This is a genomic window from Sphingobacterium athyrii, from assembly GCF_003071065.1.
Classification (GTDB): domain Bacteria; phylum Bacteroidota; class Bacteroidia; order Sphingobacteriales; family Sphingobacteriaceae; genus Sphingobacterium; species Sphingobacterium athyrii.
Map to the genome: position 1 here is coordinate 135,190 of NZ_QCXX01000007.1, position 19,157 is coordinate 154,346.

General features: G+C 39.6%; 17 protein-coding genes. 9 read left to right on the top strand and 8 right to left on the bottom strand.

Annotated elements, in window-relative coordinates:
* Positions 1–20: 20 nt before the first annotated feature.
* The 3 genes from gldC to DCO56_RS22145 are packed head-to-tail and all read right to left on the bottom strand — an operon-like array spanning position 21 to position 2,098.
* A complete protein-coding gene (gldC, locus tag DCO56_RS22135; RefSeq protein WP_088160288.1) occupies positions 21–371 on the bottom strand; it encodes a gliding motility protein GldC in 351 nt (116 codons plus the stop codon).
* Between the two features lie 48 nt (positions 372–419).
* Positions 420–722, bottom strand: a complete 303-nt coding sequence (locus DCO56_RS22140; protein ID WP_108635913.1) for a hypothetical protein — start codon at positions 720–722, stop codon at positions 420–422.
* A 5-nt stretch (positions 723–727) separates the two neighbouring features.
* A complete protein-coding gene (locus DCO56_RS22145; RefSeq protein ID WP_108635914.1) occupies positions 728–2,098 on the bottom strand; it encodes a DEAD/DEAH box helicase in 1,371 nt (456 codons plus the stop codon).
* Between the two features lie 176 nt (positions 2,099–2,274).
* Between DCO56_RS22145 and DCO56_RS22150 the strand changes: the two genes are divergently transcribed.
* Together DCO56_RS22150 and DCO56_RS22155 are read left to right on the top strand one after the other, a co-directional pair.
* Positions 2,275–4,413: a S46 family peptidase gene (locus DCO56_RS22150; protein WP_108635915.1), complete on the top strand. Its 2,139-nt coding sequence runs from the start codon at positions 2,275–2,277 to the stop codon at positions 4,411–4,413.
* A gap of 118 nt (positions 4,414–4,531) precedes the next feature.
* The gene (locus DCO56_RS22155; protein WP_104384913.1) at positions 4,532–4,711 is read left to right on the top strand and encodes a histone H1; all 180 of its coding nucleotides are present in this window, start codon (positions 4,532–4,534) and stop codon (positions 4,709–4,711) included.
* 77 nt (positions 4,712–4,788) lie between these two features.
* Here DCO56_RS22155 and DCO56_RS22160 read toward each other — a convergent pair whose 3' ends face one another.
* The 5 genes from DCO56_RS22160 to DCO56_RS29380 all read right to left on the bottom strand — a co-directional run bounded on the left by DCO56_RS22160 (position 4,789) and on the right by DCO56_RS29380 (position 12,545).
* Complete coding sequence (locus DCO56_RS22160; protein ID WP_108635916.1) at positions 4,789–5,580, bottom strand: GLPGLI family protein; 792 nt, start codon at positions 5,578–5,580, stop codon at positions 4,789–4,791.
* Position 5,581: 1 nt separating this feature from the next.
* Positions 5,582–8,299, bottom strand: coding sequence for an outer membrane beta-barrel protein (locus tag DCO56_RS22165; protein ID WP_108635917.1), 2,718 nt, complete (start codon positions 8,297–8,299; stop codon positions 5,582–5,584).
* Between the two features lie 297 nt (positions 8,300–8,596).
* A complete protein-coding gene (locus DCO56_RS22170) occupies positions 8,597–9,385 on the bottom strand; it encodes a GLPGLI family protein (RefSeq protein WP_108635918.1) in 789 nt (262 codons plus the stop codon).
* Positions 9,386–9,402: 17 nt separating this feature from the next.
* Complete coding sequence (locus tag DCO56_RS22175) at positions 9,403–12,147, bottom strand: outer membrane beta-barrel protein (protein ID WP_108635919.1); 2,745 nt, start codon at positions 12,145–12,147, stop codon at positions 9,403–9,405.
* 257 nt (positions 12,148–12,404) lie between these two features.
* Positions 12,405–12,545, bottom strand: coding sequence for a hypothetical protein (locus tag DCO56_RS29380; protein ID WP_165305657.1), 141 nt, complete (start codon positions 12,543–12,545; stop codon positions 12,405–12,407).
* Between the two features lie 107 nt (positions 12,546–12,652).
* Between DCO56_RS29380 and DCO56_RS22180 the strand changes: the two genes are divergently transcribed.
* The 7 genes from DCO56_RS22180 (at position 12,653) to DCO56_RS22210 (ending at position 19,038) form a co-directional block, all read left to right on the top strand.
* A complete protein-coding gene (locus tag DCO56_RS22180) occupies positions 12,653–14,023 on the top strand; it encodes a dipeptidase (protein WP_108635920.1) in 1,371 nt (456 codons plus the stop codon).
* A gap of 61 nt (positions 14,024–14,084) precedes the next feature.
* Positions 14,085–14,987 carry a LysR family transcriptional regulator gene (locus tag DCO56_RS22185; protein WP_108635921.1) on the top strand — a complete coding sequence of 301 codons (903 nt, stop codon included), beginning with the start codon at positions 14,085–14,087 and terminating at the stop codon, positions 14,985–14,987.
* 80 nt (positions 14,988–15,067) lie between these two features.
* Positions 15,068–16,048, top strand: coding sequence for a c-type cytochrome (locus DCO56_RS22190; protein ID WP_108635922.1), 981 nt, complete (start codon positions 15,068–15,070; stop codon positions 16,046–16,048).
* A gap of 1 nt (position 16,049) precedes the next feature.
* Positions 16,050–16,523 (top strand): DsrE family protein, encoded by a 474-nt coding sequence (locus DCO56_RS22195; RefSeq protein WP_245935896.1) that lies wholly within the window; start codon positions 16,050–16,052, stop codon positions 16,521–16,523.
* A 1-nt stretch (position 16,524) separates the two neighbouring features.
* Positions 16,525–17,442 (top strand): substrate-binding domain-containing protein, encoded by a 918-nt coding sequence (locus DCO56_RS22200; protein ID WP_245935897.1) that lies wholly within the window; start codon positions 16,525–16,527, stop codon positions 17,440–17,442.
* A 64-nt stretch (positions 17,443–17,506) separates the two neighbouring features.
* Positions 17,507–18,298, top strand: coding sequence for a lysophospholipid acyltransferase family protein (locus tag DCO56_RS22205; protein WP_108635924.1), 792 nt, complete (start codon positions 17,507–17,509; stop codon positions 18,296–18,298).
* On the top strand, positions 18,280–19,038 hold the full coding sequence (locus tag DCO56_RS22210) for an ABC transporter ATP-binding protein (RefSeq protein WP_108635925.1): 759 nt from the start codon (positions 18,280–18,282) through the stop codon (positions 19,036–19,038). Before DCO56_RS22205 ends, DCO56_RS22210 begins: the two co-directional genes overlap by 19 nt.
* Positions 19,039–19,157 lie beyond the last annotated feature (119 nt).

A 19,157-nucleotide genomic window follows, 5' to 3' on the forward strand; every position in this document is an offset into this window, starting at 1 on the left:
TGTTTGTTAAGCGTTAAAAACTATTGTTGTGGCATTAATACTTCCATTTTGTCCGCGAAATGCGCACAGTAATCGCGCAAGTCACCAATAACCTTCTCGGCCATGGGATCTCCGCCCGAGGAACGGATAAAGGAGTCGCCCAAAGTTTGTAAAGTTTCGTAAAAAAAACGCTTCATCTCATCGTACGGCATGTCTTTTGTCCAAAGGTCGATACGCATTGAATTTTTATAATGTGAATCCCATAGGGCTAAAAACATCGCTTTCGCGGGTAATTCTTCCGCATTATTTCCGTCTGTGGACGACCACATGATGTTTTCAGGAACATTGTTTTCGTCAAGCTCTACTTGTAATTTTATTTCTGCTTTTTTCATTTTAGTATTGAGTATTGAGAAAGGCGTATTAAGTATTGAGATTTTACCTCAACCAGCCCACGGCTTCCGCACCATCTCCGTTTTTTTAATTTCCTTTTTTATTTTTCTACTGACTGTTACCTTTATGATCAAACTTACTACACAGACTAGGACCAAAAATGCCAGTTGCAATAGCCACATTTTCTTATTTTCTTTAATGAGTACTCTAAACAAAATATCTACCACTGTCAGTAGTACCATCAACGCGATAAACGCTCCCCATGTAAAGAGTGCCTTTTCGTCATTGGGATTTTCCATGACAAACCAGGCGACCAAACATGCACTAGCAATATTTAATGGGGTAAACCGCATGTTGGTTATCGTTTCTTGAAATTACGGCTTGATCCTGTAGATTTACCACCGCCCGATTTGCCCTTGCTTTTGGCCTTTGGCTTATAACCTGAGGCACGTTGCGCTTCGCGGACTTCCTTTTGTTTGATCACATATTTTTTCTCATGGAAAGCGCCCTGATAATCCGGGTTATCTTTTTTCTTTTGATTATCAATATCGCGTGCAATATCCTGTTTCTCCTGAAAAGGCGTCTTCTCCACGAATACCTCCTCTGGGATTGGATACACCGGAATACTCTGTTTGATCAATTTTTCAATTTTTCGAACATAGTATTTCTCGGCCTCATTGCAAAAAGTGATCGCATCCCCTTCATTGAACGCCCGGCCTGTACGTCCAATACGATGTACATAGTCTTCGATGACAATAGGCACTTCAAAATTGATCACGTGGCTTACATTGGAAACATCAAGTCCCCGTGCCGCTACATCCGTTGCAACTAGGATACGGATATTCCCTTCCTTAAATGCATTGATTGAGTTGATACGCGTATTCTGTCCTTTATTGGCATGAATGACACGGACTTCGTCTTTGCCATATTTACGTTCCAGGAAATGAAAAACATTGTCCGCAACTTGTTTCGTTTTACAAAAAACAATCAGTCTGCTAAAAGCTTCATCGTCTTTCAATAGATGCTGCAGTAAATTTAACTTGGTTTTTTGATTGGGAACAAAATATAAAGCCTGACTGACCGTTTTAGCCGGTGTCGCCTGTTCAGAAACTTCTATTACAGTGGGAAAAGCCAGAAAATCACCGGCAATTTTACGAACAAGTTCGCTCATGGTCGCCGAGAACAATAAATTTTGGCGTTTGCGCGGCACGATTTCCAATACGCGGTGAATCTTACTGATGAAACCCATATCCATCATCTTATCCGCTTCATCCAATACCAAAAATTTGAGTGACTTCACGACAATATGTCCTTCCAAATATAAATCCAAGAATCGGCCAGGTGTAGCGACAATAATATCAACTCCTTTTTCAAGGGTTTCAATCTGTGTCTTAGGCCCTAGTCCGCCGTATAAAACCACCGAACGCAAATCGAGGTAAGTAGAAAATAGCCTGATATTCTCTTCGATCTGCATGGCCAATTCTCTGGTCGGTGTTAAGATCAACGCTCGCGCATCAATTCCTTGGGCGTATTTCAATTTCATCAGGATGGGCAATACAAATGCAGCCGTTTTTCCCGTTCCTGTCTGGGCTATTCCCATCACATCTTGCCCCGCCAATATCGGTGTAATTGCCTTCTCCTGGATCTCAGTCGGTTGTTCATAACCTGCCTCTGTGATCGCGTTTAAGATCTGTTTATTGAATTTAAAATTTTCAAATGTTTGCTGCATCCTACAAAGATAAGGAAAAGAGTCCATTTGACTTTCCTCGATGGACATTCCCGTACACATTTACTTTTAATTGACATAAAAATTGGGAAAAAGCATAATATAAAGTCTAATATTTTGGTTTTTAACAGAATTAAAGCATTTTTGTAGGGTATAAACAAACTTTTTATCAGGTTGATATGAAAAAATTATGGATGTGTTTGTTGCTGATAACAACAAGCTTTGCTGCATTTGCCGATGAGGGAATGTGGTTTTTAATGTATCTAAAGCGTCTGAATGAGGCTGATATGCAAAAAAAAGGTCTTCGTTTAAGCGCCGAAGAGATCTACAGCATTAACCACTCGAGTTTAAAAGATGCGATTGTGCAATTTGGCGGTGGTTGTACCGCAGAGATTGTTTCTGACCAAGGGTTGGTATTCACCAATCACCACTGCGGCTATGGTGCAATTGCTGAATTGTCCACACCTGAGAATGACCACTTGACAAATGGTTTCTGGGCAAAGACAAAAAGCGAGGAATTGAAACCAAAATCCCTATCTGTCCGCTTCTTCGTACGAATGGATGATGTTTCAAAACGCATCTTAGGTTTGGTCAATAATAAAATGACTGAGGATGAGCGCAACAAAATTATCGCTGCTGAGATCGCTAAAATCCAAAAGGAGAACAGCGAAAATGGTAAGTATGTTGTTGAGGTAAAATCTTTCTACCAAGGTAATGAGTATTATTACTTTGTGTACCAAGATTATAACGATGTACGTTTAGTCGGAACGCCACCAAATAGCATCGGTAAATTCGGTGGAGACACTGACAACTGGGAATGGCCACGTCACACAGGCGACTTTTCGATTTTCCGTGTCTATGCAGACAGAAACGGAAACCCTGCGGAGTATGCACAGGACAACGTTCCGTTGAAACCAAAACATTTCTTACCAGTCAGTTTAAAAGGTATTCAAGAAGGCGATTTTGCAATGATCTTGGGTTATCCCGGCCGTACAAACCGTTGGATGCCTTCGGGTGGAATCAATCAAAACGTAAAATTTGCATATCCTGCTTGGGTAGAGGCCTCCAAAACGGGCATGGATGCCATGAAAAAATTCATGGACCAAGATCAAGCAGTTAAGTTGAATTATGCGTCGAAATACTCTCAGGTGGCCAATTATTGGAAAAACCGCCAAGGTATGATTGACGCGTTGACCTTACATAAAACAGCAGCGTCAAAAGCTAAAGATGAGGTTAAATTTGACAAATGGGCAAACAAGGCCGCCAACAAAGCGGAATACGGAGACGTGATCAAAATAATTAATGCTTACTATACCGCAACCAACGAGAAAGCGAGACATGACAACTATCTCATGGGAATGATTCGCTCCAGTGCGATTGCGACATTGCCGTACACGATCGGCTCCGGCTTAGAAGTTTATGCTGCAGGCGATGAAGCACGGAGAAAAGATATTCTTCCTCGCTTAAAATCGGCGATCGATGCTGGCTATGAAAAAATGTATCTGCCTTTGGAAGAACAGGTGTTGATCGACGAATTAAATCTATATGCAAAAAAAGCGGGGAATATTGCACCTTATGTTGCTGAGTTGGCTGCTAAAAACAATAATGATTTTACCGCTTACATCAAAGAATCCGTAAAGAACAGCATTTTCGCTTCTGCAGAGCGTTTGAACAATTATTTAGAGAATCCAAATGCTGAAATTTTGACAAACGATCCGTTGTACAAGTTATCTTCAGCATTGATCAGTAAATACCGTCAGGAAGATCCGAGCTTAAAAGTTGAGCAAGACAAGTTTGATGGGGCTTACCGTAAATACGTCGCCGGTGTGTTGGCTTCCAATCCAAAAGGAAAGTTCTATCCGGATGCAAACAGCACATTGCGTCTTTCATATGGTTCAATCAAAGGCTTGCCACAAGACCCGCGCAATGACGCTGACAAGAACTTCTACACGACTTTAAAAGGTACTGTCGCGAAGTACAAAAAAGGTGATGAAGAGTTCGATTTGCCCCAACGTTTGATGGATCTGTACAAAAATAAGGACTATGGGCGTTATGCTGACAAAAAAGGGTATTTACCAGTAAACTTCCTAAGTGACAACGACATAACAGGCGGAAACTCAGGTTCTCCCGTAATAAATGGCAATGGTGAATTAATTGGCCTAGCTTTTGATGGTAATATTGAGGCGATGGCCGGCGATGTGATCTTCGACCATAAGCTACAACGTACAATTTCAGTTGACATTCGCTACGTTTTATTTATCATTGATAAATTTGCAGGAGCAACCAACATTATTGACGAACTTAAGATTGTTGAATAGTTTTTTTTAAGCTTTTTCGATAAAAAAAAACGAAATTTATTTTCTATTTGATTCGTTTTTGTATATTTAAGGAGTGTTTAGGAAAAACCATAAAAACTAAAATTATAATTATAAAAAAATGGAAAACTACGTAAAATTAAAAGAGTTAGTAGCTTCTATCGAAGCTGATGCAGACAAGTTCTTCAACAATGGTAATTCTGCTGCTGGTACACGTGTACGTAAAGGATTACAAGACATCAAAACCTTAGCACAAGAAATTCGTAACGAAGTCACTGCTAAGAAAAACGGCGGAAAATAATCTTTCCTGAGTTTTTACATAAAAAAGGCCTTTCAAATGAAGGGCCTTTTTTTATGTGTTAGTGGATCTGGGGCTGGTTACAAGTAATAACAGCCCATCACAAGGTTATACACCTTAACGCCGAGATAGCCCCCCACAACAGCATTTAGTTTGTCGTAAACCTGCTTTCTATTCAAAGGTTTGTCTTTTTTCTTAAGAAGATTGTCAGAAGAAATCGTTACTGGACTCAGTTCGACTTTAGTTGCGAACATATTATAGTGAAGCTCCGGAACAGCCAACCCCAAAATCATCCCAGGTAAACCATTGAATGCGGACGGTCCACCAGATACTGGAATCTGATCCGTATAAAATGCTACAGCATAGATCGAGTCAAGCACAAGTCCGTTTGCCCGCCGGCATTGATACCCCGCGATCTCCCGGTACTCGTTCGTAATTTTCCATTTTATCTTTAGCGTCGAATCAGCGATTACGATCCGTTCTCCTCCCAATTCGAAGATGGATTTGAATTCCTTTGTTTTCAGGTTCTGATAACTGCTAATTCCAGATTCAAAAATCCCCATCCGCATCAACCCCTGTGTGACTTCGGGATAATCCTCAGCAATATGCTCATACAGCACTTCATCCGGAGAAAATTTCAAGGTCTTTCTCAGCACTTGATTTTCTGGAGCCGCTTCCCCCAATCCCTTGAAAGCATTACGGCTCTCTTCATCTTTGGAATAGGCTCCATAACGCTTGATCAAATTTTTAAGAAATACGGTTTTCTCAAAAGTAATCGTTCCCCGGTCAGGGAAATAAGCGTATTGTCCTACCGCCGTTTTTCCAAAAAATAGGACTAAAAATAGGGTTATTATATTTTTTATCGTTCTCATTTTATTTCGATTTGGCTAACATCTTATTGATTTCCCAGCTTAGTTTTACCATATAATACCTACCGATTGTATTAAATCGACGCTCGGTAAGTAGAGTGCCGTTTTGATTTCGTTCAAAGCCAATATTTTGATTCAATATATCATTAACCATAAAGGTTGCTTCAAGCTTCTCGTCTTTCATAAACTTTTTCGATAGTGCAGGGTTCAATACAAAACGTTCGAACTTTTTACTATACACGGCCGTCGGTGCCTGATATCGATAGTTGAAGTCTGTCCGCAATACAAATTTGGCCGGAAGAAAATATTTAAGACTTCCATTGGAAGATAATGTAAAACCTTTACTGTCTTCCATCATACCAATTGAATTACTCTGGATGACATAGCCCGGCGAAACTTCAAATTCAAAATCCAGCCCTTTTGTTGTGGACTTTTGAAGCCCATAATTCACTGAATAAGTTTGAAACTTCGCATTCGCCAAAACATTGTTCACATAATTATAATTGTTACCAATGGAAATAGTAGGTCCTCCACCGTGTCTCAATTGATACTTTTTCCACAGAATCCCATAATACATAGGGCTGATGCTAATCTGATTATTGGTATTGTGATTTAAGTTATCCCAGATAAACGTTGTTTTACCCACAGAATCAATTGTTGCATTTTGAACCAAGGCTTTGTTGGTACGGGAAGCATTGATGAAAATACCATAAAACTCACCTTTAAGAATTGAAAAAGATCTAAAACCTAAATTCAATTCATTGGTATAAGATGGCTTTAAGTTTTCATTTCCTAAATATTCATTCAACGGGTCAAGGTTTGACCGTAGTGGCTGAATCTGATTGAGTGAAGGTAATCCATTTGTTCCTCTATAGACCATTGAAATTGACCTATTTTTTTTAATCTCATAATTTAAATCCAAGACAGGATTATAAACAAAAAAGGACCTAGACAGATGTGCATTATCCGCTCGGTTTAACTGCGACAAATCGCTATTTTCAAATCTATTTGCAATATTAATAACAAATTTTTCCAGCGGTTTATAGTTGACCGAAAGATTATAGGTATTCTTCGTGGTCTTATACAAAAAGTCATTACTATAAACTTCATCCAGATCATCGTACTTACCTGTGACAGGATTTTTGTTAGATGATTTTACCGAATTATTGTCGCGGTTAAAATTGATACCGTACTCAAACGCTAAAATAAGCTTCTTTGATAGGGGTTCAGAGTAAGATACATCTCCCCCCATTGCAAACGATTTATTTGTAATCACCTTCTCTTGATCTAAAATCGTATTGCCGACGGAATCACCATCCTTGTAATAGCTTAGATTGGAATATAGCTGCTGATTTCCATCCTGCTTGTTACCTGATGTTGCATAGCTAAATGTTAATGAGCGCCCCTTTTTCTTAAATCTTCTTACATAAATTGCCGAGGTATTATACTGTTCTGACTCAGTATCATTCTTAAAATTTCGGGTATTGCCATTAATCTGTTGATCAAATTGGTTAAAGGTCGTTGAGATCGTTGCTGATGAGCTAATATCCCTTCTCCGGTTCGCACCAGCCCAAACGGTCAGATCCGATAAAGAATCTATTTTAAATTCATATTTCAATCCGAAGTTATGTTTTTTATTGTCGCTGGAAGCAGTCGTATTATTGTTGCTGATCAGAATGGTATCCCGTGCTGCATTTCTTGTGAATACACTTCTGTCCAGATCTACATTCGATTGACTATACTTATAGTCAATACGCCACGTATGTTTTTTATTTGCTGTTTTATCTGAATATAGAAAACCCGTATTTAAGGACTTCGGAACCCCTTCCCCCTCAAAATTTCCAGAACCGTCACCATCACCACCTATACTTGATGCCTCTTGACCATTCAGCCCTGTTTTTCCGGTATTACTTGCGATCAGATAAGTTGAAATCCGAAAAGATTGATTGAAATAATTCAAAAAGCCCTGACCAAGGTAAAATTTATTATTTCCGACACCAGCATCGGCTTTCCCAAATATACCACGTTTTGCTTCCTCTTTTAGTTTTACATTGATGGTCTGCGTACGTACTCCATCATCAATGCCCGTTTTCTCCGCTTTATCGGATTTCTTTTCATAGACCTGAATCTTGTCGACCATATCCGAACGGATATTTCGGCTCACCAATTTCGGATCATCCCCAAAAAACTCTTCGCCATCGACAAGCATCTTTTCGACCGTTTTCCCCTGTGCGGTAATCTTCCCCGAAGCATCCACGGTGATCCCGGGCAGCACTTTCAAAAGATCTTCAACCTTTGCATTTTTCTCCACCTTGAAACTCCGGGCATCGTATTCCGTTGTATCACCTTTAATTGTTATGGGGATCCGTCCCGTTACGATCACTTCCTCTAATAAAGTCGTACTGCTTGTCAGTCCAATCGACAAATTTGTGTAATCCTTCCCCGGTAAGATATCCGCATAATATTCACCATATTTTGGATAGGTAACGATAAGAATATATTGTCCGGTATCTGGTTTAGCCAAAGAGAATTTTCCGCCCTCATCAGAGCGGGTAAAATCTGTTAGTATCGAATCTTTGGCTGTCAACAACATGATCGTTGCTTTTTGTAACTTTAGCTGATCCTTTACGTCGTTAATCTTTCCCTCAATTTTGGATTGTGCTTGAACTATTCCGCAGGAGCATAGTAGGAAAAGTAAAAGTGGTAACCACAGGCTTTTCATAAAATTTATTGAATGGTATATAATGATAAATTGTATTAGCAGGCAAAACTACAATTTTGCCACTATTATTTTTCACTTCGGTTTTAAAAAAAATAACCATGTAATGAAAAAATTATAAAAATAAACATGCTAAGTCGCTTTTAGCCTATTGTATAGCAGCTAAATTTCGCATAAAGTTACCCCGATCAACATAGATTTCACTTTTTCCTACTAAGAAAGGGCTATCCTTGGGTAGCCCTTTCTTAGTAAGGCACTTTAGTACCTGACAAATTAAACACACTTATGCTCGATGCGTCTTTACAAATTGCCCAATTCCATGATAAACTGAACAGTTTCTTTATTCATGTGCTGTGATAAAACGCTCGAAATCTGATCGGTCATTGTCTTTCTAGTCATCCGTTTCACTTTACTTTTTTCGAACCTTTTTTTATCCATGATTACATCATTGCTCAATTCGACTTTCGTGGCAAAATAGGAAACATGCTGGCTGGGCACCACCAAGCCCAAGATCATCCCGGGAAGACCGTTGATGGATTCAGGTCCGCCACTGATTGGAATCTCGTTACAATAATAGCCGATTACATAAATCGAGTCAGCTGTAAGCCCATTGGCTCTCCGGCAATTGTATCCCGCGATTTCCCGATACTCGTCAGTAATTTTCCATTTGATACGTTTCATCGTGTCTTCGACAATAATCTTTTCACCAACGATATCATTATACCTTAGAAAAGAGCGGGTCGTCATATTGGACAAAGTAATCCCTTCAAAGTCCAATGCCAACATCATGATGTATTGCTTGACCATCTGATCCAGATTATCATCTTTGACTGGTTCAAACAAGGTTTCATTGGCATTGAATTTTAGGGTCTTTTTCAGTACGGCATTTTCAGGAAGTTTGGGTAACATCTGTTCAAAAAATATTTTTGATTTATCATCAGCCTTCGCCAAAAACTTTTTACCCACAATATTCTTCATGTACATGGTTTTATCATAGGAAATGCTCCCGGACCTTCCGAATAGCGTGTACTGCGCCTTGAGACTTAGAACTGTACAACAAAAAAAGAAAAAAACGATATATTTTAACATGGTATTTATCTTAAATTTTATAAAAACATTTTTGTGAAATCCCAGGATAACTTGAGCATATAATATCTACGGATCGTATCATAACGTCGCTGTGTAAAAATTGATGTTGATGCCGAACGGCTAAAACCTTTATTTTGATTAAGTACATCGTTGATCATAAAATCCAACATCAGAGATTCATTCTTCAGGAACTTTTTACTTACTCCGGGATGCAACAGGAATTGCTCAAATTTTTCATCAAAAGCCTTCGTCGCTGCCTCGTAGGTATAGCTATAGTTTGTATATACTTTAAAGGTTTTATTGATAAAATATTCAACACTACCATTTGATCCAAATACAAAGCCATTACTATTCGTGTTACGTTCCAGGCTGGATTTCATTAAGCGATATTGTGGGCTGAAGTTTAAATCGAAATTCAATCCAGTCTTTGTATCTCTTTTAAAGTTGTACGTAAAATTGAAATTCGTTGTGTTGACCTTGTTTAATTGCTGATTGAATAGATTATAGTTATCACTCATATTCAGGTAGAACTGTGGCGAATTGGACAAGCCCAATTTTTTGCTCAATTTGAAATGGTATCCAGACCAGATATTCACGGAGGTATTTGTTTTACCTTTTACATTATTCCAGGTGTAGATATTGAGACCTTTTACAGTATCAATATTTTGTGTGATCGGATTTTTATCCAAAGTGATATTCCCGCCCACATAGACATAACTTCCTGTCAAAATTCGAAATGAGTTATAATTGATATTTAAGGAGTTTCTAAAAGAAGGTTTTAAATTTTCATTTCCCAAATACCTGTTGATCTGATCCGAATTATCGAGAATAGGCTGAATCTGACTCATGGAAGGTAATTGGTTCTTTCCTGTGTAATTCATCCATAACCCTTTGGTCTTTGTGAAGGAATATCCGGCACTCACATTGGGATTATAAGTAAAATAAACTCTGGAAAGCCCTTCTTGACTATAATAATTATATTGTTTCAGTTTATCATTATTAAAATTATTGGCAACAGTGAACTTGAACTTATCAGTGGTATGCACGATGGCTAATTTATATCTGCTGCTCCGTCTATCAAAATCATAATTGTTACTAAAACGACTGTCCAGATCATCATATTTCCCGTCAGCACCTTTATTGAATGATTCAACACGGGAGGAGTTATTGCTACTTTCTATTCCAGTTCCGACAACTAGATTCCAAACTTTCGATAGAGGCTCTGTATAGGATACCGAAGCACCCAGCACATCATTTTTATTATTGCGTTCCTTGCGTTGATCTGTCCTGTCAATCTGTCTATGCCCTGCGGAATCTTTTTGAGCATAATTTTCAACAGTTGAGGATAGATGACCGTCTCCTATCATTTCACTTCGCTTGAATTGACCGTCAAATGTAAAGGAACGTCCTTTTTTCTTAAATTTATGCGTAAAATAAGTGCTAAAATTCAACTCGTTAACCGTATTCTTGATGGTCTCACGGGTGTTTTCAGCGACGGTTGTATCCATATTCTGGGTAAACTGATAGGCTTCACGTTTGTTGTCCGACCAAAGATTTTTACGGGAAGCTCCGCCTCGGATGGTCAAGGTATTTAATGAATCAAAATTTAGATCATATTTTAAATTGGCACGATGCTGATCGTTTTCTGTATCTACGGATTTAGTTGACTTATTATTGATCAGCCCCGTACTAATTGTCTCATCATCCCCATCACTGCTTAGTCTTCCATATTTATAGTTGATATTGACGTTGTGTTTATCCTTGTTGAATTTATCTGAAAAATTGACCCCCGAATTGATCGCACGGGGTATACCGATTACACCCTGCCCTGAAAAAGGATCCGTAAAATTAGACCAGGACATGGATCCGTCATCCCCGTATGAAACGCCTGAATCACCACCATATTTCTGTGCATCCTGCCAGTTCATGCTTGTCGTCCCATTATTTCCAAAAAGACCATAAACGGAGATCTTTTGAGATCCCTTGAATTTGTTTAACATCAACTGTCCCATATAATAATCACTGGTACCGCCTCCGAGTAAGGCTTTTCCGAACATTCCATTTTTGGCACCATCTTTTAATTTGACATTAATGGTCTGTTCGCGCTGTCCGTCATCTACTCCCGTTCGTTCGGCTTGCTCAGACTTCTTTTCATACACCTGCACCTTATCAACCATATCCGATCGAATATTGCGGGTGACCAGCGTCGGGTCATCACCGAAAAATTCCTCGCCATCTACGAGAACCTTTTTGACCGTTTTACCCTGTGCAGTAATTTTTCCGGACGCATCGACAGTAATCCCCGGCAAGACTTTCAACAAATCTTCAACCTTTGCATTTTTCTCTACTTTAAAACTACCGGCGTCATACTCTGTGGTATCCCCTTTTATAGTAATGGGAATTCGACCAGTAACAATAACTTCCTCCAATAAAGTGGCCGTTTTGGTCAGCCCAACAGCTAACTTGGAATAATCCCTGTCTTTAGAAATCTCTGTATAGTAATCACCGTATTTGGGATAACTGACGATCAACAGATAGGATCCTGTATCTGGCTTGGATAAAGAAAAAAGTCCGTTTTCATCTGATCTCGTAAAACCTGTCAATATGGAATCTTTAGCGGTAAGCAACATAACTGTTGCATCAGATAATTTGACTTGATCCTTTACATCACTTATTTTTCCGGCAATAATTTTGGACTGTGCGTGCACTATTCCATGAACTCCGAAAACGAAAAATAAGAGAATTTGCAAAACTCTTTTCATAAAATTGTTGGATAGTATTTTAATATCAATATAACATTAGTAGATAAAACCAATGTTTTGTTACAGTAAATTTAATTTTATTTCTAAAAAAATTTCCCCGGCTGCCCCGACTCTAATTGAAAAGAAATAAAAAGTCCATGTCTGATCAAAATTGCGACTGCGAGTGAATCAGGCAAACCAGCACTCACATAGTTTTGTAATATGCCCACAATAAATAATCCAATGCCTATTCCCAATACCAGAATCCCCGGCTTTTGTCAATCAGCGGGTTGCCTTCTTCTTTCCTCTCCGGGGATATTGATTGCTGTGCTGCGGTAACGCATAATAAAATAGACGCTAAGTGTAACACATGCAAACAATCCTATCCCTAGAATTGCTGCCATTTGCTCTTTTCCCATAATAATTTGATTTAATTTTAACATTAGTCACTACCAAATCTGAAAAGGTTACAACAAATTGAGTTAAATGTACCGATTTGTGTAAATTTGTTTCAAATACAAACAATATGCAAAACATTAAAGAATATGTAGAAGCAAACAAGCAACGTTTTTTAGATGAGTTGTTTGATTTATTGCGTTTACCTTCGGTCAGTGCTGATCCTAAATTTAAGGGTGACGTGCAGAAGACGGCTGAATTTGTTGCTCAGAAATTGCGTGATGCAGGGGCCGACAAGGTAGAAGTTTGTGCCACTGCTGGTAATCCAATCGTTTATGGCGAAAAAATTATTGACCCTTCATTGCCGACTGTACTGACCTATGGTCACTATGATGTACAGCCAGCAGATCCATATGAGTTGTGGGACACCCCTCCTTTTGAACCGACTATCCGTGATGGTAAAATATATGCCCGGGGTTCGGCAGATGACAAAGGACAATTTTACATGCACGTAAAAGCTTTCGAATATATGATGAAAAACAATGCGCTGGCATGTAACATCAAATTTATGATCGAAGGTGAAGAGGAAGTAGGTTCAGTCAACTTAGGCACCTTTGTCAAGGAAAACACCGAAAGGCTTAAAGCAGATGTTATCGTGATCTCAGATACATCCATGATCAGCATGGCGCAACCGTCTTTGGAGACTGGCCTTCGTGGTCTTTCTTATGTCGAGGTCGAAGTTACGGGGCCAAACCGGGATTTACACTCTGGCGTATATGGTGGTGCTGTAGCAAATCCAGCAACGATTCTCGCAAAACTTATCGCCTCCTTGCACGATGAAAACAACCATATCGCAATTCCCGGATTTTATGACGATGTCGTTGAATTAACGGATGAAGAACGCAAAGCATTGAACGAAGCTCCATTTGATATTGAAGAATACAAATCAGATTTGGGTATTCAGAATATCTGGGGAGAGAAAGGATATACAACATTAGAACGTACGGGAATCCGTCCAACCCTGGAGGTCAATGGTATCTGGGGCGGATATATCGGCGAAGGTGCCAAAACAGTATTACCTTCCAAAGCAAATGCTAAAATCTCCATGCGTCTTGTCCCAAACCAAAATTCTGAACGCATTACCGAGTTATTCAAAAAGCACTTCGAGGGTATTGCACCAGACTATGTTAAAGTAGAAGTAAAACCGCATCACGGTGGAGAACCGGTAGTCACACCAACAGACAGTGTGGCCTATAAAGCCGCTGAAAAAGCTTTACATGAAACATTCGGTGTAAAACCAATCCCTACACGTGGCGGTGGATCTATTCCAATTGTCGCTTTATTTGAAGACGTTTTAGGATTAAAAACAGTGCTTCTTGGATTTGGACTAGACAGCGACAACCTGCATTCTCCAAACGAGAAGTATGGAATCGAAAATTACCTCATGGGGATCTCTACAATTCCTTTATTTCATAAATATTACGCAGAACTAAGTAAATAATTTAGTTTTTCATTAGATAAAGGGTTATTTTTAAATTTTAGAAATAACCCTTTATCGTTTTATGGATTTTGATTTTCGTCTCATCGTTTTTTATACTGCAGCTCAGCATCTTAATTTCACCAAGACCGCTTCGGCGCTTTTCATCTCGCAACCTGCGGTCAGCAAAAACATTCAGGAACTGGAAAAAAAACTTGGTGTTCCTCTTTTTGAAAGGAAGGGAAATAACCTCGACCTGACTGAACCGGGGCAAATTCTCTATAAATACGCCCAACAGATTATCAATCTCTACAATCAGGCAGGGCAGGAAATACAAGAACTACAAACGGGACGTAAGGGAAACCTTGTGTTAGGAGCCAGCACAACAATCTCCCAATATGTACTTCCCACCTTACTGGCAGACTTTCTTTCCCAATATCCAAACAACCGCATCCAGTCTTTTCAATCCAACAGCCGTAGCATTGAAGAACAGCTTATTGACAAAACATTGGACCTGGGTATCACGGAGGGCTCTACAGACAACAGGGCATTAAAATATATCCCCTTTATGAAAGATGAGCTCGTCTTGGTCACGAATAGTGAAAACCCGCTTTTAAAACAATTGAAAAACCCTATTCTTTCGGACATTACACGTCTACCTTTAGTGCTTCGTGAGCAGGGGTCAGGTACACGTACCATTGTTGAAAATGCATTAAAAGAACAACGTATCAGTCTCTCAGAAATCCAGATAGAAATGATATTACCATCAACAGAAAGTATAAAAGGATACCTGGCCCGCCGCCATAGTTTTGCCTTTCTTTCTATTCATACGGTTCAACGGGAGGTCCTGAACAATCAATTGACCATTGTCGATATTCCCCAGCTGTCTATTGAACGTTATTTCTATTTCACGCACGTATACGGAGGTCTTGCCGGTACCCCAAACCAATTCTTGCAGTTCTGCCTGAAACAAAATTTCAAGATATAACATTTGGTTATATCTCATAAAAAAACTTCGTTTTAATCGCTGTTAATGGACAGGTAGATTTGTACAAACGAATTAGAGGCATGGAATACAAAAAACTAACAAATTACCTAAAGGCGCTCAGTTGGATCATTATCGCATTGTTCATCACCTGTACAACACTCTGTGTATTTCCACTTAAGCATGAACGCACCGGTCAATCGACCGATTCGCTCGCTGCAGATAATGATTCTCTGATTACACATGTATCACAGTTCAGAGCCGTATCCTTCAAAGACAACCCAGAAGGTGAAATGGCTAGTTACGGCGAGAAGCTGATCAAAAACACGTATGACTATTTTTACGACGGGGAAATAAAAATCGGAAATAAATTAGCATGCAGCAGTTGTCATCTCAACGGTGGAACAAAAGCTTTCGCTGCCCCGTATGTTGGACTCACAAATGTTTTTCCAACCTATATCGGACGGGAAAACAAAGTTGAATCTCTGGAAGAACGTATTAATGGCTGTTTTGAAAGAAGTATGAACGGCCGCGCTATTCCAGAAAATGGCAAAGAAATGCGTGCTATTGTCACCTATATAAAAAATATCAGTATCAATACGGTCAATAAGGGAAGATTAACCGGTCAGGGCTTTGTCAAAATGGACATACCAAATCGTGCTGCGGATTTAAAACATGGTCGATTGGTCTTTGAAGGCAAATGTACCAGCTGTCATGGAAAAGACGGACAAGGGGTGCCGCAATCTACAGGTAAAGGGTATCTATATCCACCACTCTGGGGCAAAGACAGCTACAACGATGGAGCTGGTATGGCACGATTGCTTACTGCTACACGTTTTATTAAAGCAAATATGCCCTTGGGAGCAAGCTACGAAGCACCACAGCTCAGCGATGATGAAGCCTATGATGTTGCGGCATACATCAATTCTTTCGATCGTCCAAAAAAAGCAAACAAGGAATTTGATTACCCGAATCTGGCAAAGAAGCCAAAAGATAGTCCTTATCCCCCCTACGCAGACAATATTAGTTTAGAACAACATAAACATGGACCTTATAATTTTTAATATGATGAAAAAACACCTGACAATTGCGTGCATCCTCTTAGCAATGACAACAATACAAGCTAAAGCACAAAGCAATAAATTATTGCTAAACAACCATCAGTATACCGGTGCTGTCGCCAAGAAAAAAATGTATAAAGCAATCTATCAATTGGATAGTAATGATCCAAAAACAATCGAGAAAGCCATTCGCAATATCAACAATGTGCTGAAAGATCCGCGACTGAAAGGACATCTTCAAATTGAACTAGTGGCTTTTTCAGGTGGTACCGAAGCCTATCTAAAAAAGAATAGCCAGTATGAAAAACCATTGCAGGACCTCGTCGAAAAAGGTGTTATTGTCGCCCAGTGTTTAAATACATTGGAAGAGAAACATATCCCAAAGGAGGAGTTATTTGACTTCATCGGTTATGTTCCCAGTGGGAATGGCGAATTGATCCTAAGGGCAAATGAAGGTTGGGTCATTGTTAAACCATAGTATGATGAGAAAATTAATCACGTTAAGTCTCGCCTTGGCATGCTTTACCGTTCCAAAAATCAAGGCGCAGGAACATCGTTTTGATCCCCCTTGGAACAATCCGCCGGAATCAGCATTAAATTTTACTGTTCCTGGGATAGACAATATTCCGGATCTGTACGGGGATATTGAAAACCCACAGCTCACTGTATTTTTTGCCGGCAACCAGTTTATGGTCGTGGATGATTTACTGGCATCTTTCAAAAAAGAATACCCACAATATGAACGTATTTTTGTCGAAACATTGCCGCCGGGAATCCTGGCGAAACAGATAAAAGGGGGATCCATCACGATTGGCAATCTACGCATTACACACAAACCCGATATCTACACTGCAAGCAAACGTGCAATTAATGAAATGGCCGATTATTTCAGCCATACACAAACCTATTGCTACAACAACATCTGTTTGATGATCCCACAAGGAAACCCTGCTCATATCAAAACGTTAAATGATCTGGGAAGAGCAAATGTACGGATTAGCATGCCTAACCCACAATGGGAAGGCATAGGTGAACAGATTAAGGCTTCCTATAAAAAAGCAGGTGGCGAACAGCTGGTCAAGAAGATCATGGAAGATAAGGTAAAGGATGGCAGTACGTATTTGACAAAAATACATCATCGCGAAAGCCCCATGCGTATCCTCTACAGTCAAGCCGATGTCGCTCCGGTCTGGACTTCAGAGGTCGTCTACCAAAAGCTTATCGGTCATCCTGTTGAAGGCATAGCTATTCCTGATGCGCAGAATACCACAGCAACCTATGTGGCCGCAAAATTGAAAGATGCACCACATGCACTGGCTGCAGATGATTTTTTAAAATTTATGGACTCCCCCACAGCCAAGCAGATCTACAAAAAGTATGGCTTTACAATAGACTAAAAGAAAATGGATAATTAATTATCCATTTTCTTTTTTTACTTTAGGTCAAAATTAGTTGAATTGTATGGTTCTATTGCTCAAAAAACTCCATCGTTACTGGTATTTTATTAGCGTTCTACTTGTTTTCATCGTATTATTCCCCTATATCTATTTCTTGGCCCGGGATCCAAAAAAGAACTATGCTCGGATTGCGCGTATGCGACGTTGGGTATCCATAGGGGGATCAGCATTGGCAGGTGTATTTTTTAAAGTCACCTATGAATCAAAAATGGACTGGAACAGACCGATGGTACTTTGTCCCAACCATACCTCAGTGCTTGATATCACAGCGTTAACCTATCTATGTCCTGTCCCGTTTTCATTTATCGGGAAGGCCTCTCTTCTTAAAAATCCCGTAACCCGTATTTTTTTCAAAACCATAGACATTCCTGTCACACGGAGGAGTAAAGTATCTTCATTTAAGGCATTTCAACGTGCTAACGAACTTGTCCAAAATGGCCGCAGTGTCGTCATTTTTCCGGAAGGAAAAATAGATGACGGATTTCCACCTCAGATACATGCGTTTAAGTCTGGGGCCTTTCGTATTGCGGCACAAAACGATGTGCCAGTGGTTCCCATTATCATTGAAAACGCCTGGGATATCTTTTTTGATGATGGCGCCAAAAGGGGATCCCATCCGGGGATTGTCAGGGTCCATGTTTTTTCACCTATTGAAACAAAAGACTTTGACGACAACAATGCCGCAGACTTGGAGAAAATTGTCTATGACAAAATGCATTCCTATTGGATTATGAAGAATAAATCGTATTTTCATCAACCAGAGAACGTCCAAAAAATATGTCAGGAAAGATATTAATCGAAATCAAGGATATTGCTCGTGAATACCAAATAGGCTCAGAGACAATCCATGCACTCAGCTCAGTAACGCTCAATATTCATAAAGGAGAATTTGTAGCGCTTATGGGGCCTTCAGGATCCGGAAAATCCACGTTAATGAATATCCTGGGTTGCTTGGATACCCCCAGTAGAGGTGAATATATCCTGAATGGGATTAATGTAAGTGACATGTCGGAAGACGAGTTAGCTGAAGTAAGAAATAAGGAGATCGGCTTTGTATTTCAAACATTTAATCTCCTTCCTAAAAGCACTGCATTGGAGAATGTGGCACTCCCTTTAATCTATGCAGGATACAATAAAGCCAAGCGTGAAGAAAAAGCTACGGGCGCATTAGAAAGTGTTGGACTAGGACACCGTATGGACCACAGACCCAATGAGCTTTCAGGGGGACAACGTCAGCGGGTGGCTGTAGCCCGGGCCCTGATTAATGATCCCTCGATTATATTAGCCGATGAACCAACGGGAAATCTTGATACAAAGACATCCATTGAAATCATGGGTTTACTCGAGGAGATTCATTCCAAAGGAAATACCATTATTCTAGTCACTCACGAAGAAGATATTGCGCTACATGCTCATCGCATTGTACGCATGCGCGATGGTCTAATTGAAAACGATTACCCCAACGCTGACATTAAGTCCGTGTCACCACGGCTAAGTGCCTTAAATGAAAAAGGGAGCGACTTTGAGAATATTTAAAAATATTATTTCATTATAAATCAAACACTTATATTATTGACACAAAAATAACAGTTGATTTACTTGTTTAAGTTAAATTAAATGATAGTTTTGCGAAAATAGAGAACTTAAATTGTTTT